This window comes from Streptomyces inhibens (genome assembly GCF_003389455.1).
GTDB lineage: Bacteria > Actinomycetota > Actinomycetes > Streptomycetales > Streptomycetaceae > Streptomyces > Streptomyces inhibens.
Genome location: NZ_QUAC01000465.1, coordinates 1 through 22,407, shown reverse-complemented (window position 1 = coordinate 22,407; position 22,407 = coordinate 1). Strand labels below are relative to the sequence as shown.

The window sequence follows — 22,407 nt, the reverse complement described above, 5'->3', positions numbered from 1 at the left end:
GGGGAGGGAGGGGGGAGGGGGAGGGGCCCCTAGCCCCAGGCTCCCCTCATCCGTTCATAGGCCTCCGGGGTGGCGCCTGCCTGGTCAAGGGCATCGAGGGCCGCTCCCAGTACCGGTGGGGCGGTTACCACGTGGAGGGCTGCTTTTGGGGCGCGTTCGGTGAGGAGGTGGGTGATGTGGTCGTGGAGGAGGGGGTGGCGGGCGGCGAGGACGCTGCCGCCGAGGATGACGGGGGTGGGTTCGTCGAGGAGGTCGAGGCGTTGCAGGGCGACGGTGGCCAGGAGGGCGACCTCTTCCGCCTGGCGCGTGATGATGGTGCGGGCGATCGGGTCGCCGGCTGCCGCGACGGCGAACAGGAGCGGGGTCAGCTCGTGGCGGCGGTGGTCGGGGATGGCCCGTAGGTGGAATGCCTCGATCAGTTCCCGCATGGTGGTCAGGCCGAAGTGGGCAGGCAGGGCGCGGGCCAGCTCGGTGGGGTCGCCGCGGCCGTCCTCGGCGCGGGCCGCGCTCCACACGGCCTCGTCCGCGAGGTAGGCACCGCCGCCCCAGTCACCGGAGATCCGGCCGATGGAGGGGAAACGAGCGGTGGCCCCGTGGTGTCCGAGGCCGACGCAGTTGATGCCGGCCCCGCACACCACGGCGACGCCCACCGGGTCACCGGCGTCGGGCAGTCCGGCCCGCAGCAGGGCGAAGGTGTCATTGCGAACGGTGACCGTCCGCGCCCAGCCGCGGCCGGTGATCTCGGTGGTGAGGACGGTCTCCTCGACGGGGAGGTCGGCGTTGGCGAGGAAGGCGGAGATGTGGTCGACGGGGCCGGTCAGCCCGGCCTGGGCCAGGGCCGAGTCCACCAGCGGCGTCAGGACGTCGACCGCGCGGGCGGCGCCCACCACCGGTGGCTGGAAGCCGCCGCCGCGGGCCGTCCCGAGGAGTCTGCCGTCCGCGGACACCAGCGCCACGTCGGTCTTGCTGTTGCCCGCGTCGATGGCGAGCGCCGTGCCGGTCAGGCCCACGTGAGGTGCTCCCGGTTGTGCGCGATCAGCTCGTCGGTGAGCCGGTCCGCGTAGTCGATCTGGCCGATGAGGGGGTGGGAGAGGAGGGCGGAGAAGACCCGGTCGCGCCCGCCCTTCAGCGCCGCCTCCAGGGCCAGGTGTTCGTAGGCGGTGACGTTGGCGACCAGCCCGGCGTAGAGGGGCTCCAGGGGGCGTACGGGGAGGGGGGTGGCGCCCGTGGCATCGACGGTTGCCGGGACCTCGATCACGGCGTCGTCGGGGAGGAAGGGCAGGGTGCCGTTGTTGAGGGCGTTGACGATCTGGACGTCACCGGTGGTGCCCAGCAACGACGAGGTCAGCGCCACCGCGGCCTCCGAGTAGAAGGCGCCGCCGCGCCGGGAGAGCAGTTCCGGCTTCTCGTCGAGCGCCGGGTCGCCGTACATGGCGAGGAGCTGCTGCTCGATGGCGGCCACCTCCGCGGCGCGGGAGGGCTTGGTGCGCAACTCCCGTACGACCGCGTCGTGTTGGTAGTAGTAGCGCAGGTAATAGGAGGGGACGACGCCGAGGTGTTCGAGGAGCGGGCGGGGCATGCGCAGGTCGTCGGCGATGGCGTCGCCGTGCTCGGCCAGGAGTGTGGGCAGGACGTCCTCGCCGCCGACGCGTACGGAGCGTTCCCAGGTGAGGTGGTTGAGGCCGACATGCTCCAGCTCGACCTGGCCCGGGGACACCCCCAGCAGTTTGGCGAATTTGCGCTGGAAGCCGATGGCGACATTGCACAGCCCGACGGCCTTGTGGCCGTGGGTGAGCAGCGCCCGGGTGACGATGCCGACGGGGTTGGTGAAGTCGACGATCCAGGCGTCGGGGTTGCGGCGGCGTACCCGTTCGGCGATGTCGAGGACGACGGGTACGGTGCGCAGCGCCTTGGCGAGGCCGCCGGCGCCGGTGGTCTCCTGGCCGACGCAGCCGCACTCCAGCGGCCAGGTCTCGTCCTGGTTGCGGGCGGCCTGCCCGCCGATGCGCAGTTGCAGCAGTACGGCGTCGGCGCCGTCGATGCCGGCGTCGAGGTCGTCGGTCCAGGAGATCCGGCCCGGGTGGCCCTGCTTGGCGAAGATCCGCCGGGCCAGGCCGCCCACCATCTTCAGCCGGTCCATGGCCGGGTCGATGAGGACGAGTTCTTCCAGCGGCAGGACGTCACGCAGGCGGGCGAAACCGTCGATGAGCTCGGGGGTGTAGGTCGAGCCGCCGCCGACCACGGCGAGCTTGATGCGGGGGCGCGGGTTTCGTCCTTCGGGAGACGGCAGCATGCTGAATCAGCCCTTTACTCCGGTGAGGGTGACGCCTTCGACGAAGGCCTTCTGTGCGAAGAAGAAAACGATGATGACCGGCGCCATGACCAGCAGCGTTGCGGCCATGGTGAGGTTCCAGTTGACGCTGTGGGCACTCTTGAAGGACTCCAGCCCGTAGGAGAGCGTCCAGGAGGCGGGGTTCTGCGCGGCGTAGATCTGCGGGCCGAAGTAGTCGTTCCAGCAGTAGAAGAACTGGAAGAGGGCGATGGCGGCGATGCCGGGTTTGGCCATCGGCACGATGATCTTCAGCAGGGTGCGCAGCTCCCCGCAGCCGTCGACCTTCGCCGATTCGATGTACTCCTGCGGGATGGTCAGCAGGAACTGCCGCAGCAGGAAGATGGAGTAGGCGTCGCCGAACGCCATCGGGATGATCAGCGGCCACAGCGAGCCGGACAGATGCAGCTGCTGCGCCCAGACCAGATACATCGGGATCACGATGACCTGCGGCGGCAGCATCATCGTGGAGATGACGAGGATCATCGCGGTGCGGCGGCCGCGGAAGCGGAATTTGGCGAGCGCGTACGCGACCGGGATCGCCGAACAGACCGTGAAGAGGGTGCCCAGGCCCGCGTACAGCAGGGAGTTCTTCCACCAGTCCAGGAATCCGGGGGTCCGGAAGACCGTGACGTAGTTGGACCAGTTCCACTCGTGCGGCCACAACTCGCCGCTCAACGCCTGGTCGTCGCTCATGACCGAGGTCAGGAAGACGAAGACGAAGGGGAGGACGAAGAAGAGGGCGGCGGCGATGGCGACGGTGTGTACGGCGATCCAGTGCAGCAGCCGGGTGCGGCGGGCGCGGGCGGCCGGATCGCCGGTGGTGCCCGTACGGGCCGGGGCGGGGCGCGTGGTGAGGGTCGTGGTGGTCATCCGGGATCAGTCCTCCGCCGGGAGCAGGCCGGCGCGCTTGCGCATCAGCAGGGTGGTGACGGCCATGGCGATGACGAAGAGCACGAGGGAGAGCACGCACGCCGCGCCGGTGTTGAAGTTCTGGAAGCCCAGGGTGTAGACGAGCTGCGGGACGGTGAGGGTGGAGTGGTCGGGGTAGCCGGGCTGGATGACGGTGCCGGGGCTGATGGAGACGCCGGAGGCGAGCTTTCCGGCGACCAGCGCCTGGGTGTAGTACTGCATGGTCTGGACGACACCGGTGACCACCGCGAACAGCACGATCGGGGTGATGGACGGCCAGGTGACATACCGGAACTTCCCCCAGGCCCCGGCCCCGTCCAGCTCCGCGGCCTCGTACTGCTCCTTCGGTACGTCCAGCAGCGCCGCCATGAAGATCACCATCAGATCGCCGATGCCCCACAGCGACAGCATCACCAGCGACGGCTTGGCCCAGTCGGCGTCGTTGAACCAGGACGGCGCGGGGATGCCGATCGCGCCGAGGATTTCGTTGACGGGCCCGGTGCCGGGGTTGAGCAGGAAGACAAAGGCGACGGTGGCGGCCACCGGGGGCGCCAGATACGGCAGATAGAAGGCCGTACGGAAGAACCCGGCACCCGACTTGATCTTTGTGACGAGCATGCCGATGCCCAGTCCGAAGACCACCCGCAGCGCGACCATCACCACGACCAGCCACAGGGTGTTCCACAGCGCCGGCCCGAACAGCGGCATCTGCGTCAGCACATATTTCCAGTTCCGCAGCCCCACGAAATCGGGCGGTTCGATCTGGTTGTAGTGCATGAAGGAGAAGTAGACGGTGGCGATCAGCGGATAGCCGAAGAAGACCGAGAAGCCGATGAGCCAGGGAGAGAGAAAGCCGAGGGTGCGCAGCCGCTTGCGGGTGCGTTTACGCCGTAGCGCCGGCGCGGGGGTGAGGGGTGCCATGGGGGTTCTCCGTCAGCTCTCGGAGTCAGTTCTCGGACTGAAGGTTGTCGGCGTCGATCTGGGCGTCGAGACCGCGCAGCCCCTTGTCGAGATCGTGGACCTTTCCGGCCTCGACGTCGTACGAGAAGTCCATGAGCGCGGTGACGTACTGCCCGCCGTTGATGGACGGTGGCATCGCGACGCTGTGCCGGTTCTGGGCGATATCGAGGAAGGTGCGGAACGTCGGATCGGCGTCCAGTTCCGGGGACTTCAGCGCCGCCTTCGTCGACGGCACATTGTGGATGTCATTGGCGAACCGGACCACCTGTTCGGTGTTCATGGTCAGGAATTGCACCAGCTCCCATGCCGCGTTCTGGTGCTGACTGCTGTGCGCGATCCCGGCGACGGTGCCGGTCAGATATCCCCTGCCGTAGGTGTCGGCCTGGTCGTCCGGCACCGGCATCGGCGCGGTGTCCCAGCCGAACTTCGCCTTTGCCTGCCGGAGCATCAGCCCGCGCCATTCGCCGTCCATGTGCATGGCCAGCTTCTGGGTCAGAAAGGCGTTCTGTGAGGACATCTCCTCGCCGAACCTGGCCCGGAATTTCTCCAGCGGGCCATAGCCGCCCTGCGCCTCGATCAACTCGCGCTGGGTGGCGAAGAACTTCTTGGTGGCCGGGTCCTTGGCGAGCTGCGCCTTGCCGTGCTTGTCGAAGTAGGTCGGCCCCCACTGGGCGAACATCCGGTCCGGACTGTTCTGGTAGAGCCGGAAGTTGGGCATGAAGCCGACCTGCTGGTACGAGCCGTCCTTGGCGCGCCGGGTGAGTTTGACGGCGTCCCGTTTCAGCTCGGACATGGTCTGCGGCGGCCGGGTGATCCCGGCCTTCTTGAAGGCGTCCTTGTTGTAGTACAGCCCGTAGGAATCGGCGAGCAGTGGCAGTGCGCACTGCTTTCCTTGATAACTCGTGTAATCCAGCAGGGTCTTGGGGAAGACCTTCTCCTTGTCCACCCCGGACTTCTTCATGAACCGATCGAGGTTCGCCCACATCCCTGACGAGCAGTACTGCCCCACATTGTTGGTGGTGAACGACGACACCACATCGGGCGCATCGTCCCCGCCGGCCCGCAGCGCCTGATTCATCGTCTCGTCGGTGACATTGGGGACCACCTTCACCGTGATGTTCCGGTGCAGCTTCTCGAAACGGGCGATGCTGTCGTTGATAGCCTTCATCTCGCCCGGGGTCGACCAGCCGTGCCAGAAGGTGAGGGTGACCGGCTTGGTCGGATCGTCGCGGTCATTGCCGACGCTCGGATTGGCGCAGCCCGAAATGAGCAGCCCGGCGCCGGCCAGCGCCGCGGACAGCCGGATGCGCCTACGCGATATCGGCATGGCGGACTCCCTTTACGGCAGGGGTGAGTGAGGGGACGTAACGCGGGTGCTCTGTCGGTGCGGGGTGCTCTGTTCTTGGCTCAGCCGGTGTCGAACACCGCATCGCGCGCATCGGCGAGCGCCGTCCACAGCGCGCCGATGAGAATCGGATTGCCGTCGATATCGCTGAGGCGCAATTCGGGGCGGGGCAGCGCGAGCCCGGTGAATTCCTCCTCGACCAGGGCGCGCAGCGGTTCGCCGCCGGCCTGGGCGACCTCGCCGGAGAGCACGATCAGCCGCGGGTCGACGACCGCGACCACGGCCGCGAGCCCGGTCGCCAGCCGACGCGCGACCTCGGCACGTACCTCATCACGGGCCAGCGCCTCGGCGACCGTACGGACCTGTGGGTCGCCGTACTCCCGGGCCAGCTCGATCACGTTCGGCGAGCCGACGAGGCGCTGGAAGCCGCCGCCGCCGTCCGGCCGCGCGGCGCTGCGCTCGCCGCCCCGGGACAGCGGGGCGCCGGGCAGCGGCATATAGCCGATCTCGCCCGCGCCGCCGGTGGCCCCGCGCAGCAGCTGGCCGCCCAGCACGATCGCGGCGCCGACCCCCTCATCCGCCCACACCAGCACGAAGTCGTCGAAGTCCTGTGCGGCCCCGTCGTGTTGTTCGGCGACCGCCGCCAGATTCACATCGTTCTCGATGGTGATCGGAATGCCCAGCACCTCGGCCAGCTCTTCCTTCAGCGCCCGCGAGTGCCAGCCCGGCAGATGCGGCGCATAGCGCAGCCGGCCGGTCTGCGGGTCCAGCGCGCCGGGCGTGCCGATCACCGCCCCGTGCAGCTGCTCGCGCCCCAGCCCGGCCTTGGCCAGTGCTCCGTCGACGGCCTTCGCCACCAGTTGGGCGGTGCGGTTCGGGGCGTCCTCGGCGACCGCGGCGGTGTCGACCCGCTCCTCCCCGAGCACCTGCCCGGTGATGTCGGCGACCGCGGCGGTGATCCCCAGCTGATCGACGGCGAGCGCGGCGATGTGTGCGGCCGGCGGGTTGATCTCGTACAGCTGTGCGTTCGGCCCCGGCCGCCCGGTCACATTCCCGGTCGTCCGCACCAGGCCGGCCGCCTCCAGCCGCGCCAGCAGCTGGGAGGCGGTGGGTTTCGACAGCCCGGTGAGCTCCCCGATCCGGGTACGGGTCAGCGGCCCCTGCGAGACCAGCAGATCGAGCGCGGCGCGGTCGTTCATGGCCCGCAACACCCGTGGAGTCCCGGGGGTCCCTTGCGCTCCCTGCCCACCGGCCATGACTGTCACCCCGTTCGTCGGCGGCCCTGACGACCGGCCGAGCATCTGTTAAGAAACCTTCCAATCGATGAACAGGAAGGTAGGTCGCGGGTCAGGGCGCCGTCAATGGGTTGAGCGGGGCGAGTTGCCCGGCGCGGCGAATGGCCGGATGCCGCGTGCCCGGCGCCGGACACGACGCAGGGGAGGGGCGTACCGCGATCGGGCGGTACGCCCCTCCCCTGTGGAGCGTCGGGCCGGCAGGTCCGCTCCGGCGGGCTACTTCCCCAGCTTCGGCGGCGCCGCGAGCGGGTCCGTCGCCAGTGACTGCGGGGACGCCGGGTTGTTGAGCGCCGAGGGGGCGCCCATACCGGCGGTGGGGTCGGCCACGGGCGCGGCCTCGTCCTCTTCCTCGGGGGCCGGGCGCGGGGCGAGGTGGACGCCGACGGAGTCCAGGGCCCGCTTGATCCGCCAGCGCAGTTCGCGCTCCACGCCGGGGGCCTTGCCGGGCATGGTCTTGGCCGAGACGCTGATGGTGACCGTGTCCAGGTGCACCTCGCTCAGGCCGAGCACCTCCACCGGCTCCCACAGCTGCTCGTTCCAGGGCTCCGACTTGGACATCTCCTGGCCGGCGGTGGTGATGGTGTCACGGGCGCGTTCGAGATCCTGGTCGGCGGCGATCACCACGTCCACGGCGGCCGTGGACCAGCCCTGGCTGAGGTTGCCGATCCGCTTGACCTCGCCGTTGCGTATGTACCAGATCGCACCGTTGGGGCCGCGCAGCTTGGTGACCCGCAGGCCGACCTCGATGACCGTACCGGTGGCCACGCCCGCGTCGATCTCGTCACCGACGCCGTACTGGTCCTCAAGGATCATGAAGACGCCGGAGAGGAAGTCGGTGACGAGGTTGCGGGCGCCGAAGCCGATCGCGACACCGGCCACACCGGCGCTCGCCAGCAACGGTGCCAGATTGATCTGCAAGACAGACAGCACCGTCAGCGCCGCTGTGCCCATGATCACGAACGAGGCGACGCTGCGCAGCACCGAGCCGATGGCCTCGGAGCGCTGCCGGCGGCGCTCGGCGTTGACCAGCAGCCCGCCCAGCGCGGTGCCCTGGGCGGCGGCCGCGGTGCGGTTCATCCGCTCGATGAGCTTGGTGATGGTGCGGCGAATCACATGGCGCAGTACCACCGCGATCACGATGATCAGCAGAATCTGCAGGCCGGACGTGAGCCACGTCCCCCAGTTCGCCTGCACCCAGCCGGCGGCGTTGGTGGCCTTCTCCGTGGCCTCGTCGAGCGACGTCGGGCCGGTTGAGCCGGATGTGGCGGCGCTCAGGGGCGCGGCAGCGACCGGCGAAGCGGACCAGAACACAGTCGAACCTTCCGTGTGGGACAGCAGACCCGGGCCGCGAGGGGACCCCAGGGGCCGGGCAGACCATCCACACTAACGGGGCAACGAGGGCGGTCCGTGCCTGTGTTCGAGCCGGGAGGTCCCAGGACGGCCGGAATGAGCCGTATCCGGCGGGACATGCGGGGGTGTGGTGGAAAACACCTCCGGCCCGTTACTCGGTCATGGTGGCGCTCCGACCAGGCACCGGGGGACACTGTGGGGAGATCGTCCCGGCGCGAGCCACGCGCCGCCGGCGTACAAGGAGGCACCCGTGCCGCATGTCCTGGTCCTCAACGCGTCGTACGAGCCGCTCGGCGTCGTACCGCTCCGCCGCGCGCTCATCCTCGTACTCAATGAGAAGGCTGTCAGCCTTGAGGAGTCCGGCGCCCTGATGCACAGTGCGACCCGTGTCATCCCTGCTCCGAGCGTGGTCCGCTTGAAGCGGTTTGTGCGGGTGCCCTTTCGTGGCCCTGTGCCACTGACCCGCCGGGCGCTGTTCGCCCGTGACGGCGGGCGCTGTATGTACTGCGGTGGCGTCGCAACCAGCGTCGACCACGTCATCCCGCGCAGCCGCGGAGGTCAGCACACCTGGGAGAACGTCGTCGCCGCCTGTCGGCGCTGCAATCACGTCAAGGCCGACCGCCATGTCGCCGAGATCGGCTGGCGGCTACGGCATCAGCCCGCCCCACCGTCAGGACTGGCGTGGCGGATCATCGGCACGGGCCATCGTGATCCGCGCTGGCTGCCGTATTTGCAGCCGTATGGCGCGGATGATGCCTTGGCCCGGATCGACGCCGTTTCGGCGTAGCCGGGCCTTTGTACGTTGTGGGCCGGTGGCGTAGCTATTCCGCCGGACCCTCACCACTGTGGTGTCGCGCCGTCGCGGCGGGCACTTTTTTTGCTGTGCGGGCGGAACAAAGTTCCGCCCGCACAGCAAAAATGAACCCGCCGCCACGGCGATCAGCCACGACGGCGAGGGTCCGGCGGCATGCATGACGGCGCCCGCCACCGCGTCCGGCTAACCGCGGTCCTCGACCGCGTACGCCTCCACCGACCACAGCGAATACCCGAACCGCGTCCCCCGCTTATCGCCCTGTATCCGGATGAAGCGGGCGTCCTTGGCGTCCATCCTGACGGACTCGCGGCCGCCCTTGCCGTCGCGGACCGTGGCGGCCGTGCGCCAGTTGCGGCCGTCCGGTGAGACCTGGATGCGGTAGCGGGCCGCGTAGGCGTCCTGCCAGTTCAGGACGAGCCGGCCGAGGCGGGTCGGGTGGGCCAGCGCGAACTGCAGCCAGGCGCCGTCCTCGGGCCGCGAGGACCAGCGGGTCTTCGGGTCGCCGTCGGTGGCCGCCGAGGCCGGGAAGTCGGCGGTCTCGTCCCCGGACGAGGTGGCCACGGCGCCGCGCGCCAGGTCCTCGCCGCCGGTGCGCGGATAGGCCCGTACCGTCAGCGTCCGCTCCTCGCCGCCGAAGTCCACCGGGATCTCGTACGTCCCGGAGGGGGTGCCCTTGGGGACGTCGACCGCGATACGGACCGTGGCGGTGCCGCCACGCGGGGCGGTGACCTCCTTGGGGGCATGCACGGTGAAGCCCTTGGGCGCCTTGACCGTCAGCTTCTCGCGGACGTCGCCGGGGCGGCGGGAGAAGATCCTGGCGTCCACCGTCGCACTGCCGCCGGTCTGCGCGTCCACCTCCTTGCGGGACAGTTCGAGCCCGGCCGGCGGGGTGTCGTCGAACCATGGCGTCAGCGCGTGCACGGAGGGTGCGTCCGCGCCGTTCGCCCAGGTCAGCCGTACCGCATCGGCGCGCAGCCGGGGCGTACGGGACTCCGTCCAGCCGGTCGGGGAGAGCCGGTCGAGGCGGCGCCAGCCCTCGCCGGGGACATGCGCCTCCAGGGAGACCGCGCCCGCGGACGGGCCGGGATCGGTCAGCGCCGTGACCGCGGCCAGCGGGCGGGCCCGCTGGAAGGGGACGGTCAGGGAGGTGGGGGCGGCGCCCTCGGTGGGGTGTGGGGCGCCGCCGCGGGCGCCGGTCCAGGCGTCGGCCTCGGTCATCGACCGCTCCAGGAACGGCGTGAGCACGCCCTTGCCGACCGTCACCGGGCTCTGCTTGATCTCCTTGTGCAGCCGCTGCACGGCGCGCTGGGCGGACCAGGCGGCGTCCCCGTCGTCCTGCGCCTGCGCCATGAGGGTGTCCACGGCCTGTTCGCCGGCGCTGCCGTAGCGGGCCAACTGCTCGGCCCACGGCCGTACTTCGGCGGCCAGATCCGAGTTCAGGTCCTTGGGCGCGGTGCTCATGGTGCGGAACGCGGCCCGCAGCGCCTTGGCCGCCTTCGCGAAGTCCGCGTCCCTGCCGGGCCGGCCGTGGTTGACCGCCGCCTCGCGGGCCTTCCAGAAGCGGTCGATCAGCGGCTGCAGATATCCCGACTCCTCCCTGTTCAGCAGGGAGGAGGCGGCATTGCCGGCCAGTGCGCGCAGCGCGGCCCGGGCCCGCGGATCGCCGCCCGCCAGATCGTCGATGGCCGCGTTCCAGGACTCCGCCGGGCGGTAGTCGCGCGGATTCCACGCATAGTCGGCGGCGGTGAACAGCGGGATACGGGAGGCGAGCGGCTGCTCCATGGCGTTGGCGAGCAGCGCCGCCGAGCCGGTGGCGACGGCCGGCTCGCGGCCCCGGTACGGGCCGAGGAAGATCCGGTCCTGGGCGTAGTCGTTGACCGGGTAGTTGTCCATGGTGACCAGCGGGTGGCCGAACGCCTGGCGGGCGGTGGACAGTTCCCCGCCGGTGATCGTGCGCGGGACCACGCCGACGCCGGTCCAGGCCACCTCGACCCGGTCGCCGAGCGCATCGGCGAGCGCGCCGCGGTACGCCGTCGAGCCGTCCTGGTAGTACTCGGTCGGCATCAGCGACAGCGGGGCGGACTGCGGGTGCCGCTCCGCCAGGTGCTCGGCGAGCGCGTTGGCGACCCGGGCCTGCGCCTTGGCGGCGGCCTGCGGACCGGTGCCGAAGACCTCCTCGTCGGCGCCGCAGTGCCATTCGCTGTAGCTGACGTCCTGGAACTGCAACTGGAACGAGCGCACCCCCAGCGCCCACATCGCGTCCACCTTGCGCCGCAGCGCCCGCAGGTCCTCCTCGGACGACAGACACATCGCCTGGCCCGGCGCGACGGCCCAGGCGAGCGTGACGTGGTTGGCGCGGGCCCGCTCGGCCAGCGCCCGGAAGTCGGCGCGCTGGTCGGCCGGATACGGGTCGCGCCACTGGGCCTGGCGGTACGGATCGTCGCCGGGCGCGTACAGATAGCGGTTCTGCTTGGTGCGCCCCATGAAGTCCAGCTGGGCGAGCCGCTGGGCCCGGCTCCACGGCTGCCCGAAGAACCCCTCGGTGGTGCCGCGCACCGCCGTGCCGGGCCAGTCCCGTACGGCCACCGAGGCCAGCTGCCGGCCATCGGTCACCAGCTGCCGCAGCGTCTGCGCGGCATGGAAGAGACCGTCCGGGCCGACGCCGTCCAGGGCGACCGTGTCCCGGCCGGCGACCTGGCCCACGGCCAGTCGGTAGCCGCCGGAGGGCAGATCCCCGCGGGCCGGCGCGCGCAGCGCCCGCAGCGCGTCCTGGGCCTGTGCGCCGCCGACCAGGATCACCGGCCCGGCCGCGGGCAGCCGGTCGCCGGGCGCCACCTGGCGGACCGTGCGCACCCCGGCGTCCCGCAGCAGACCGCGCAGCACGTCCAGCGCATAGGGATCGGTGTCCGGCGCGGCCACCAGCGCCGCCTCGTCGCCGAGCGGTACGGCGCCGCCGAGCTCCTGCATCGACTGGGGGCGCGGCCAGACGGCGGGTACCTGCCCCGCGCCGGCCGGCCGGTCGGGCTGGTCGGGTGTGCCGATGGCGGGGTCGGCGGGCGCCGCCTGGGCGCTGGGTACCCCGCCGAGCAGGCCGCCGATGACCGCGGCGGCCAGCGCGGTGGTCCCCGCCACCCGTGCACGGGTGCCCGCGCCGCTCCCCCTGCCGTTCCTACCGATTCTTCCGACGCTCCACACGCCCCGGCCTCGCACGGCTGCTCCTCGTCCCCTGTCCTACGCTTGCCGGCTTGCGCCGGCGCCCCGTTTCCCCACTGACCTTCCCGCCGACGCCCGCTCGGACAGACCTTCGGCGGTGAGCCCACCATTGTGGCGGTGAGGGTGTCAACCGGGCGAGGGCGGGGCCCTGGACGGCTGAGTATGCGGCGGTTTCGACCGCTGCTCAGAGTGGGTGTGCGCGGGCGCGCAGGTCCGCAGAAATTCCTTTGCGCTGCCCGGTTCCTCCGTGTTCTCTGCGCCCGCGGGCGTCCTGTGCAGTGAAATCGCCTGCGTGGGGGATAATGTGACCTGGGTCACGTTTCGTGAGCAGATGCGTCTGCGATCGTGTCGAGTGGGTAGGGCCCACGTGTCCCACTACCGATGAACGGGAGGCCCTCGTGGCCGCATCCGCTCAGCTGCTCCTCGACGCTCTGTCCTCCAAACCGGGAGGTGCGACGATGGAGCCCGATCTCTTCGACGGGGTGTCCGGCCCCGACTGCGGTCTGGACGGCTCCGGATCCTTCAGCTTCGCCGAGCCGCCGCTGACCAGCGAGCCGCCGCTCGCCGACGCCGCGCCGCTGACCAGCGAGGTCCCGATCTCCGCCGAGCTGCCGCTGACCAGCGAGCCGACCGCCGCCGGTCTGGGTACGGAGTCCATGGAGGTCTGAGGACCCATGGGCCGCGCGCGGCTCGCCCGGCTGCACGGCATCGCCACGTCGTACGAACCCTCGCCGGGCAGGAGCGTCCAGATCACCGACGACACCGTCGTCGCCGTGCTCGCCGCACTGGGAGTCGATGCCTCGACGCCGCACGCCGTACGCGCCGCCCTGGCCGCGTACGAGGACGGCGCGGGCCGCGCCCTGCTGCCCCGCACCGTCGTCGCCCGCGCGGGCCGACCGCCCGGTCTCGCCGGTCTCCCCGAAGGCACCGTCCTGCGGGTGGAGACCGAGGACGGCGAGACCTGGGAGCATCAGCGGGCGCGGGAGGCGCTCGCCCGGCTGCCCCTGGGCGTCCATACGCTGCACGCCCAGGCCCCCGACGGCCGCACCGCCCAGGCCCGGCTGATCGTCGCGCCCGACCGGGTGCCCGCACCACCCCGCCGCAGCCACGGCTTCCTCGTCCAGCTCTACTCCCTGCTGTCCCGGCAGTCCTGGGGCATGGGCGACCTCGCGGACCTCGCCGATCTCGCCGCCTGGTCCGGGCGGGCCCTCGGCACCGGCTTCGTCCAGCTCAATCCGCTGCACGCGGCCGTCCCCGGCCCGCCCACCGACCCGTCCCCCTACCGCCCCTCCTCGCGCCGCTTCCCCGACCCGGTCCATCTGCGGATCGAACACATCCCGGAGTACGCCCAGCTGGCCGGCGCCGCGCGCTTACGGGCCGGCGAACTCGCCGCGCGGGCCCACGCACTGCGCGCCGAGGTGCTCGAAGGCGGCGCGCTGATCGACCGGGACGCGGTCTGGGAGCTCAAGCGCGAGGCCCTGGAGCTGCTGTGGACGGTCCCGCTCACCCCGGGCCGACGGGCCGCGTACTGCGACTTCCTCGCCGAACAGGGCCAGGCGCTGGAGGACCACGCCACCTGGTGCGCCCTCGCCGAACGGCACGGACCCGACTGGCGCGGCTGGCCGGCCGAGCTGCGCGATCCGCGGTCCACGGGCATCGCCCGGCTGCGGCCGCAGCTGCTGGACCGGATCGACTTCCACTGCCGGCTCGCCTGGCTCACCGACCAGCAGCTGGCCGCCGCCCAACGGGCCGCGCGGGACGCCGGGATGGGCATCGGGCTGGTGCACGACCTCGCCGTCGGCGTCCACCCCTCCGGCGCCGACACCTGGGCGCAGCAGGACGCCTTCGCCACCGGAATGTCCATCGGGGCGCCGCCGGACGCCTTCAACTCCCGCGGCCAGGACTGGGGGCTGCCGCCGTGGCGCCCCGACGCACTGGCCGCCGCCGGCTACGCCCCCTACCGGGAGCTGCTGCGCGGACTGCTGCGGCACGCCGGTGCACTGCGCATCGACCATGTGATGGGGCTGTTCCGGCTGTGGTGGGTCCCGGAGGGCCGGCCGCCGACGGAGGGCGCCTATGTCCGCTACGACGGCGAGGCGATGCTCTCGGTGCTGGCCCTGGAGGCGCAGCGGGCGGGCGCCGCGGTGATCGGCGAGGACCTGGGCACCGTCGAACCGGGCGTCCGCGGCACGCTCGCCGAACGCGGCGTACTGGGCACCTCGGTGCTGTGGTTCGAGCGGGATTACGGGGCGGGGGAGCGGGGCGGTGCGGACCGGGCAGATGGTGCGGACGGGGCAGGCGGTGCGGACGGGGTAGGCGGTGCGGACGGGGCAGGCGGTGCGGGCGGAACGGTACGGGTGAATGCCGGGGACGGCCCCGGTGCGGCCCTCGCGCCCGAGGCCGCCGCGGAAGCCGCCGCCGTCGAGACCCGTGCCCGTATCCTCGCCCCCGACGAATGGCGCAGCGCCTGTCTGGCCACCGTCACCACCCACGATCTGCCGACCACCGCCGCCCGGCTGGCCGGCGAGGATGTCGCACTGCGCGAACGGCTCGGGCTGCTCGCCGGGCCACCGGAGCGGGAGCGGTCCCGCGCCGCGTACGAACTCACCGAGTGGATGCGGGAGTTGGCGCACCGCGGACTGCTGCCCGAGGGCGCGGGCGACGAAGAGGCGGCGGTCAAGGCCGTCCACCGCTTTCTGCTGTGCACCCCGGCGCGGATGGTCGGGGTGTGGCTGCCCGACGCGGTGGGGGACCGTCGCCCGCAGAACCTCCCCGGGACCTGGGATGAATACCCGAACTGGCGCCTTCCGATCGCCGACCCCGACGGACGCCCGCAGACCCTCGAAGAGCTGGCCGCCTCGCCCCGACTGCATGCGCTGATGCGTGAACTGACCGACGGACACCTGTAGGCCTGCGAGGGAAGGCCGTCAGCCGTGCAGTGTGACGGGGAGGCTGGTCAGCCGGCTTCCTTGCAGGCCGCCCATGCCGGTCTGCCGGAGCTCTGTGAAGGGGATGGCGAGGCGGGCGTCGGGGAAGTCGCATCGCAGCACCGCGGCCACCGCGCGTAGTTCGAGTTGTGCGAGCTGAGCGCCGATACAGAAGTGCGGGCCGGCGCCGAAGGTGAGGTCCGGTCCGGGTGAGCGGGCCGGGTCGGTGTTGATGCCCCGGATGTCGACGAGCACGGGGGTTCGGGCCGGAAGCCGTCTCCCGGCGAGTTCGATCTCGGTGGTGGTGAACCGCCAGAGGGTGAACGGGGCGGGCGGGTGCTCCCTCAGCGTGTCGCGGACCAGTTCGTCGATGTCCACGTCGTCCGCCGAGCTCCGGTGCGGGCCGGACGCGAGTGCGCGTGCGATCAGGACGCCGAGGGCGGCGTCGGTGGTGAGCTGCCCGGCGAAGATCAACCCGAACAGGTGGTACTGCAGTTGGTCCCGGGTGGTGTGCGCGGGGACCCGGTCACGCAACTCGGCGGCGAGCCCCTGGTCTCCTCCGTCGAGCCCGGCAGCGGCGAGTTCGGTGAGTGCGGCGATCGCCCGGCCCTGCTCGCCGGGCTCGTCGCTGAACATCCGCCGGCAGGCATCGGCGGCTTGATCGACCTGGCTGAGAGGGATGCCCAGCAGGTCGAGCAGGACGGTGAGCGGATAGCGGGTGGTGAAACCGGCCATCAAGTCGACCGTCGTGCGGTCGGCGGCGAGTTCGGTGAGCACCTCCCGGGCGATCGCGTGGACCCGATGGGACTGCTCGTGGATCCGTTTGGCGTTGAGGAGCGGAGCGTGGGCCCGTCGTAAGTCGGCGTGTTCGGGGCCGTCAAGGGTGGTGAGGGACGGCTGCTCGGCGGCGGTCTGCTCAAGTCCTGCGGTGTGCCGATCCCAGCCGGGCGGCGCGAACGCGGGGTCCTTGGCGATCCGAGGGTCGGTGAGCACTTCGCGCGCCAGAGCGTCGTCGGTCACGATCCATGCCTGTCCCCCGGCCCGGGCGTCCACCTGTACGAGGGGGCCGGCGGCGCGCAGGGCGGCGTGGACCGGGTCGGGCTCGGTGATGCCGCGGACGGTCGCGGCGAACGGGTCGAGGCCGTCGAGGTGGGGATTGAGCATCAGGACTCCATGTCGTTGTGGCGTGAGCAGAACGGGCCATCGACGGGCGGATGCAGAAGCAGAAGCAGAGGCAGAAGCAGAGGCAGAGGCAGAAGCAGTAATCCTGCACGCCTCCGCGATGGAGTGACTCCATAGCAATGTATCTTCACCATGAAGTAATTCCACGAGGAAGGTAAGCTGGCCGACGGCAGGTTGTCAACGCGTGCCGTCGAGGCGAATCGTCGGCGGCAAAGGGAAGGTGGGAGGTCTGGTGGCGGAACAGGTGCCCGGCGGCGTCGCGGCGCAGCGTGAGCGGCTGGCGGAAGGTCTCAGGGCGTACGGCGCGGGCTTCACCGAGCTGGGTCGCCGCTTCGCCGTTCGGATGGGCGTGCACTCCACCGACGCTTTCGCTCTGCTGGAGATCGCCTCCGCCGAAGAGAGGGGTGTTCCGCTGTCCCCGGCCTTGCTCAGCAGGCGCATCTCGCTGTCCTCGGGGGCGATGACCGCGCTGCTGAACCGCCTCGAACAGGCCGGATACGTCACCCGCACGCGCGAACACACCGACCGGCGGATCGTCACCTTGCACAGCAGTCCGCGGGTCAAGGAGCTCGCGGAAGAGTTCTTCGGCCCCGTCAACGACCGCCAGGACGCCGTCCTGTCCCGGTACCCGTCCGAGCTGCTTCAGCAGTTCGAGACCGTCCTGGCCCAGCTGCGCTCCGCCATGGACGCTCAGCTCGCACCACCGGGCGAGGATGCGTGACGGGCGACCGTTCGCCATCCTGCCAAGGCTGACCCTTCCGGTACGTCGTACCGTCCGGCACCATGCCGTGGACGCCATCCAGACATCCGACCATTCACGATTCACCATTCACCATTCACCCGTCATGGTCGGCGAGTTGGAGGGAACCATGGCACTGTGCAGCACCCGGCGGACACTCTGTGCGCTCGCGCTCACCGCGGCCGCCGCGCTCGTCCCCGTCCAGAGCTCCCTGGCCCGGTCGTCGTCGACCGCCGGCCCCTGCGACCAGCCCGTACGCCCGGCTTCCCAGATGGCGGTCGAGCCCTGCGACACCCCCGCCCGGATCATCGACAAGGCCGCCCATATCGTCCCCACCAAGGGCCAACTCGCCTGGCAGCAAAGGGAGATCACCGCCTTCACGCACTTCGGTATGAACACCTTCACCAACCGTGAATGGGGCTCCGGCGCCGAGGACGAGAAGCTCTTCGATCTTTCCGGCCCCTCCCGTATCGACGTCGACCAGTGGATGCGCGCGTACAAGGCGGCCGGCGCCGAGCAGGTGATGCTCACCGCCAAGCACCACGACGGGTTCGTGCTCTACCCGAGCCGCTACACCCCGCACTCCGTCGCGGCCAGCCCCGGCCGCCCCGATGTCGTCGGCGCCTACGTCAAGGCCGCCCGCAGGGCCGGGCTGAAGGTCGGCATCTACCTCTCGCCCTCCGACGGCGCCGAACTCCCGCACGCCTGGCACGCCAAGTGGGTCGAGGAGATCCGCGAGAAGCAGCAGGAGGGCAAGCCCCTCAGCCTGCCCGAGCGGGTCGCCCTGGAGGACGGCGACCATGCGCCGCGCGGCCTGGGCCGCTTCGGCAACGGCAGCAAGGTCACCGGGCGCACCCTCCCCACCCTCGTCCCCGGCGACGACCGCGCCGCCGCCGTCCGCGGCGGCAGGCTGCCCACCTTCCGCGTCCGGGCGGACGACTACGACGCGTACTACCTCAACCAGGTCTACGAACTGTTCACCCAGTACGGCCCGATCGACGAGCTGTGGCTGGACGGCGCGAACCCCTGGACGGACTCCGGCATCACCCAGAAGTACAACGTCGCCCAGTGGTTCCGGATGATCCACCGGCTCTCCCCGGACACCGTCGTCTTCGCCGGGCCGCAGGGCGCCCGCTGGGTCGGCAACGAGAACGGCATCGCACGCGAGACGGAGTGGAGCGTCACCCCCTCCGCCGAGGACCCGTGGACCGTGATGGCCGGCGGGCTGCCCAACGACTCCACCGACCCCGACATCGGCTCCCGCGCCAAGCTCCTCGCGCCCACCACCAAGTACCTCCAGTGGTACCCGGCCGAGGCCGATGTCTCGCTGCGCCCCGGCTGGTTCCACCACCCCGGCGAACGGCCCAGGACGCCGGCGCAGCTGATGGACCTGTACGAGAAGAGCGTGGGGCGTAACGCCTTGCTGCTGCTGAACGTCCCGCCCGCCAAGGACGGCCGGATCGCCGCCGAGGACGTCGCCTCGCTCACCGCCTTCGGGACCGCCGTGCGCGAGACGTACGGCAAGGATCTGCGGGCGGCCGGCCCCGGGCCCTGGACCTTCGACCGGATCGGGCTCGCCGAGGACATCCGGCACGGGCAGCGGGTCGAGCGCTTCGCCGTCCAGGCACGGATCGACGGGGCGTGGACGACGGTCGCACAGGGCACCACCATCGGGCACCGGCGGATCCTCGCCCTGCACCGGCCGGTGACCTCCCCCATGCCCCTAAAAGGCATGGGAGGTGCCCCCATCGCCGTACGGGTCACGGTCCAAGAAGCCCGCGGGCGGACCTATCTCGCGCCGGTGACGCTGCACCGCAGCCGGGCCGCGGCGGGCTGAGACCTGCCGGGAGCAGGGCACTGCCGGCACCGGTCGCCGGTTGCGCCACCCCGGACGCGCGGGGTGGCAAGGCGTCCTATACGTTGACTTCGTGAGCAACAAGGTCAATAAGAATGCCCTGCGCGCCGGATTCATCACCGCCGGCACCGCGCTGATGCTGCTGATGTCGTCCCCCGCGTTTGCGCTCACCCCAGACGATGGTGACGACCCGGGTCCGGGCCTGAGCGTGATCCAGACGCTCGGCCTCTATGTCGCTGCACCCATCGTGCTCTTCCTGGTCATCGCCGGGCTGGTCGTCGCGGGCGACAAGTCCCGCAAGCAGGCCAAGCCCAAGGACTGACGCCGGGAACCAGTGACGCTTTCGGGGCGCCCATCGGTCACAAGAACCGAGGGGCGCCCTTTGTCGTACCCGGATATTTCCGCAGGTGAAAAAGGGGTTGCGCGGCGGCTATCGCGCGATTTTCGACCGTTTTGAGCGGGCGCAGCGTTTAACCGGTCCTAACCTACGATGACGTAACCTACGCAGCCGTAGGTCAAACCTACGGTCCCGTAGGTCATCGTCCCCCTGGAGTTCCCCCGTGACCATCGCCCCCGCCCGCCATAACGGAGAGCGCGGCCAGGCCGCCTGGAGCGACGCCCAGCTGCTCTACGCGCTCGAAGAGGTCGTCGAGAAGGAACTCAACCGGCATCTGAAGGTCGCCAAGGACTGGATGCCGCACGAGTACGTGCCGTGGAGCGACGGGCGGAACTTCCCCGGGGAGCTGGACGGCGAAGCCTGGGCCCCCGAGCAGTCCAAGGTCACCGACATCGGCCGGATCGCCCTGGTGGTCAACCTCCTCACGGAGGACAACCTCCCCAGCTACCACCACGAGATCGCCACGCTCTTCGGGCGTGACGGCGCCTGGGGCACCTGGGTGCACCGCTGGACCGCCGAGGAGGGCCGGCACGGCATCGTGATGCGCGACTACCTGCTCACCAGCCGGGCCGTCGACCCGGACGAGCTGGAGCGGTTCCGCATGGTCCATATGTCGGAGGGCTTCGAGTCCGACAATTCGCACAGCATGCTGCACTCGGTGGCGTATGTCGCCTTCCAGGAGCTGGCCACCCGGATCTCGCACCGCAACACCGGCCATCACTCCGGTGACCCGGTCTGCGACCGGATGCTGGCCCGGATCGCCACCGACGAGAACCTCCACATGGTCTTCTACCGCAACCTCCTCGGCGCGGCCTTCGAGATGGCCCCCGACCAGACCATGTGCGCCGTACGCGATGTCGTCACCGGCTTCCGGATGCCCGGCCACGGCATGCCCGGCTTCGAGCGGTCCGCCGCCCGCATGGCCATCGGCGGGATCTACAACATGCGCATCCACCACGACGATGTGCTGCAGCCCGTGCTGCGCTTCCTGAAGGTGCTGGAGATCGGCGGCCTGGGCCCGGCCGGTCTGGCGGCGCAGGAGGAGCTGGGGCTGTTCATGGACGGCCTGGACAGCCAGGCGCGGAAGTTCGACGAGCGTCAGGCGGCCATCCTGGCCCGCCGCCAGGCTCGCGCCAACGCCTGAGGCTCATACCTTTCAGTTGTACTGAAAGAATCAGGCGGAATTATTCGATAGACCTGATGGTTGGCGGACTGCCACGGTGGAGGCTCACCACCACCGAGGGAGAGGAAACCGTGGCAGTCCTGGAGAGGGTCCGCGCCGGCCGCGCACCGTCCGCGCAGGGGCTCGGCCTGACGCTCGCCCTGACGGCGACCGTCGTCTGGTCCGGCAACTTCGTCATCGCCCGCGCCCTGCACGACACCGTCCCGCCCGTCCAGACCGCCTTCTGGCGCTGGATCATCGCGCTGCTCGCGGTCGCCCCGCTCGCCCTCCCGCAGGTCCGCCGCCAGTGGCCGGTCATCCGCCGGCACCTGGGATTCCTGGCGCTGGCCGCCCTGCTGGGCGTCACCCTCTTCAACACCCTCATCTACCAAGCGGGACAGAGCACCTCGGCCACCAACATGGCCATGATCGCGGCCGCCTCGCCGGCGATGATCGCGCTGTTCGCCCGGGGCGGGGAGAAGCTCGGCGCACGGCGGATCGCCGGAATGGTGATCGCGCTCGTGGGTGTGGTGACCCTGCTCGGCAAGGGATCGCCGACCGCGGTCCTGAGGCTGGACCTCGCCGGTGGCGACCTGTGGATGCTGGCCGCCACGGCCACCTTCGCCGGGTACAGCGCGCTGCTGCGCCGCCGCCCCCAGGAGATCGGCGGCCTGTCGTTCCTGTTCATGACCTTCGCACTGGGCGCCGCGATGCTGGCTCCCGTCTACGGGGTCAGCCTCGCGGTCCAGGGCGGCTTCGAGCCGACCGGCGGCACGGTCGGACCGCTGCTCTACATCGGGATCTTCTCGTCCGCCGTCGCCTACTTCACCTGGAACAAGGCGATTGCCCTGGTGGGCGCCGCGCGGGCCGGGATCGTCTACTACCTCCAGCCGGTCTGTGTCGCGCTGCTGTCCTTCGCGGTCCTCGACGAGGCTGTCGGGGGCGTCCAGGTGGTCTGCACGGCCCTGATCATCGCGGGCGTCGCCCTCGGTGCCGGGGGCAGACGCTGAACCGGGAGCGGACGCCGACTGCGTACGCTGCCCGCATGGCCGACTGGGACATCAAAAAGCTGCGTATCCTGCGCACACTCCAAGAACTGGGCACGGTCACCGCGACCGCCGAGGCGCTGCACATGACGCCCTCGGCGGTCTCGCAGCAGCTGACCGGGCTGGCCAAGGCGCTCGGCGTGACGCTCCTTACGGCCCATGGCCGGCGGGTGCGGCTGACCGACGCCGCGCACCTGGTGCTGCGGCACGCCGACGCGGTCTTCGCCCAGCTGGAGCGCGCGGACGCGGAGCTCCTCGGCTACCTCCAGGGCGAGGCGGGCCAGGTGCGGGTCGGCGCGTTCTCCACCGCCATCCCCGCACTGGTCGTCCCCGCCGTACAGGAGCTGCGCCGTACGCATCCGGGCCTGTCGGTGGCCGTACGGGAGGCGGAGGCGGAGGCCGCGTACGAGCTGCTGGCGGAGGGCAGCGTCGACCTGGCGCTGTCGCTGGCCGCGCACGCCCCCACCCCGCGCGACCCGAGGTTCAGCCGGGTCTCGCTGCTCGCCGACCCGCTGGACGTGGCGCTGCCGGCCGGTCATCCGCTGGCCGCGGAGCCCGGGCTGCGGCTGGCCGACCTCGCGGGCGAACCCTGGATCTTCGGCAGCAGCGGGCCCTGGTCGCAGATCACCACCACCGCCTGCGAGAGCGCCGGGTTCGTGCCCGAGCAGGCGCATGCCGCCGCCGACTGGAGCGCGATCTGGGCGATGGTCGCGGCGGGGATGGGCGTCGCGCTGGTGCCCCGGATGGCGATGGCGGGCGGCATCGGCGCCTTCGACCGGGGGCCACGAGGGGAGCGCGGCGGACCGGGCGGGAGCGGCGGCGCCGGGGTCGCGCTGCGGGTGCTGCACGCCGACCAGCCGCGCCGCCATGTGGTGGCGGCC

Annotated in this window: 18 protein-coding genes; 9 read left to right on the top strand and 9 right to left on the bottom strand. The window is 71.0% G+C overall.

What is annotated here, in order from left to right; translation table 11 throughout:
* Positions 1-29 precede the first annotated feature (29 nt).
* From DY245_RS40245 to DY245_RS40215, 7 genes are all read right to left on the bottom strand, one after another.
* Positions 30-1,010: an N-acetylglucosamine kinase gene (locus tag DY245_RS40245; RefSeq protein WP_128512065.1), complete on the bottom strand. Its 981-nt coding sequence runs from the start codon at positions 1,008-1,010 to the stop codon at positions 30-32.
* Positions 1,001-2,254, bottom strand: coding sequence for a 6-phospho-beta-glucosidase (locus DY245_RS40240; protein WP_128512067.1), 1,254 nt, complete (start codon positions 2,252-2,254; stop codon positions 1,001-1,003). The genes DY245_RS40245 and DY245_RS40240 overlap by 10 nt, the downstream gene beginning before the upstream one ends.
* A 45-nt stretch (positions 2,255-2,299) precedes the next feature.
* A complete protein-coding gene (locus DY245_RS40235) occupies positions 2,300-3,202 on the bottom strand; it encodes a carbohydrate ABC transporter permease (protein ID WP_128512064.1) in 903 nt (300 codons plus the stop codon).
* Between the two features lie 6 nt (positions 3,203-3,208).
* Entirely contained in the window at positions 3,209-4,162 is a 954-nt protein-coding gene (locus DY245_RS40230) for a carbohydrate ABC transporter permease (protein WP_128512063.1), read from the bottom strand.
* Positions 4,163-4,187: 25 nt separating this feature from the next.
* Positions 4,188-5,528 carry an ABC transporter substrate-binding protein gene (locus DY245_RS40225; protein WP_128512062.1) on the bottom strand — a complete coding sequence of 447 codons (1,341 nt, stop codon included), beginning with the start codon at positions 5,526-5,528 and terminating at the stop codon, positions 4,188-4,190.
* Positions 5,529-5,608: 80 nt separating this feature from the next.
* Positions 5,609-6,745: an ROK family transcriptional regulator gene (locus tag DY245_RS40220; RefSeq protein WP_128512061.1), complete on the bottom strand. Its 1,137-nt coding sequence runs from the start codon at positions 6,743-6,745 to the stop codon at positions 5,609-5,611.
* 312 nt (positions 6,746-7,057) lie between these two features.
* Positions 7,058-8,152 carry a mechanosensitive ion channel family protein gene (locus DY245_RS40215; RefSeq protein ID WP_244943559.1) on the bottom strand — a complete coding sequence of 365 codons (1,095 nt, stop codon included), beginning with the start codon at positions 8,150-8,152 and terminating at the stop codon, positions 7,058-7,060.
* A gap of 289 nt (positions 8,153-8,441) precedes the next feature.
* Here DY245_RS40215 and DY245_RS40210 point away from each other — a divergent pair, with 289 nt between their 5' ends.
* Positions 8,442-8,978 carry an HNH endonuclease gene (locus DY245_RS40210; protein ID WP_018088296.1) on the top strand — a complete coding sequence of 179 codons (537 nt, stop codon included), beginning with the start codon at positions 8,442-8,444 and terminating at the stop codon, positions 8,976-8,978.
* Between the two features lie 210 nt (positions 8,979-9,188).
* Here DY245_RS40210 and DY245_RS40205 read toward each other — a convergent pair whose 3' ends face one another.
* Positions 9,189-12,137, bottom strand: coding sequence for a glycoside hydrolase family 84 protein (locus tag DY245_RS40205; protein WP_128512060.1), 2,949 nt, complete (start codon positions 12,135-12,137; stop codon positions 9,189-9,191).
* 479 nt (positions 12,138-12,616) lie between these two features.
* Between DY245_RS40205 and DY245_RS40200 the strand changes: the two genes are divergently transcribed.
* Both DY245_RS40200 and malQ read left to right on the top strand, forming a co-directional pair.
* A complete protein-coding gene (locus DY245_RS40200) occupies positions 12,617-12,886 on the top strand; it encodes a hypothetical protein (RefSeq protein WP_128512059.1) in 270 nt (89 codons plus the stop codon).
* A 6-nt stretch (positions 12,887-12,892) separates the two neighbouring features.
* Positions 12,893-15,127 (top strand): 4-alpha-glucanotransferase, encoded by a 2,235-nt coding sequence (gene malQ / locus DY245_RS40195; RefSeq protein ID WP_128512058.1) that lies wholly within the window; start codon positions 12,893-12,895, stop codon positions 15,125-15,127.
* Between the two features lie 18 nt (positions 15,128-15,145).
* On the opposite strand, the gene DY245_RS40190 is transcribed toward malQ, so the two are convergent.
* On the bottom strand, positions 15,146-16,309 hold the full coding sequence (locus DY245_RS40190; protein WP_128512057.1) for a cytochrome P450 family protein: 1,164 nt from the start codon (positions 16,307-16,309) through the stop codon (positions 15,146-15,148).
* A 250-nt stretch (positions 16,310-16,559) separates the two neighbouring features.
* On the opposite strand from DY245_RS40190, the gene DY245_RS40185 reads away from it, so the two are divergent.
* The 6 genes from DY245_RS40185 to DY245_RS40160 form a co-directional block, all read left to right on the top strand.
* Positions 16,560-17,048, top strand: a complete 489-nt coding sequence (locus DY245_RS40185) for a MarR family winged helix-turn-helix transcriptional regulator (RefSeq protein ID WP_128512056.1) — start codon at positions 16,560-16,562, stop codon at positions 17,046-17,048.
* 148 nt (positions 17,049-17,196) lie between these two features.
* Positions 17,197-18,903, top strand: a complete 1,707-nt coding sequence (locus DY245_RS40180) for an alpha-L-fucosidase (RefSeq protein ID WP_128512055.1) — start codon at positions 17,197-17,199, stop codon at positions 18,901-18,903.
* A 91-nt stretch (positions 18,904-18,994) separates the two neighbouring features.
* On the top strand, positions 18,995-19,243 hold the full coding sequence (locus tag DY245_RS40175) for a hypothetical protein (RefSeq protein ID WP_128512054.1): 249 nt from the start codon (positions 18,995-18,997) through the stop codon (positions 19,241-19,243).
* Between the two features lie 238 nt (positions 19,244-19,481).
* Positions 19,482-20,462 carry an acyl-ACP desaturase gene (locus DY245_RS40170; protein WP_128512053.1) on the top strand — a complete coding sequence of 327 codons (981 nt, stop codon included), beginning with the start codon at positions 19,482-19,484 and terminating at the stop codon, positions 20,460-20,462.
* A 56-nt stretch (positions 20,463-20,518) separates the two neighbouring features.
* Positions 20,519-21,490, top strand: coding sequence for a DMT family transporter (locus DY245_RS40165; RefSeq protein WP_128512052.1), 972 nt, complete (start codon positions 20,519-20,521; stop codon positions 21,488-21,490).
* A gap of 35 nt (positions 21,491-21,525) precedes the next feature.
* Positions 21,526-22,407 (top strand): LysR family transcriptional regulator (locus DY245_RS40160; protein WP_147318432.1); only part of this gene is annotated, 882 nt, incomplete at its 3' end.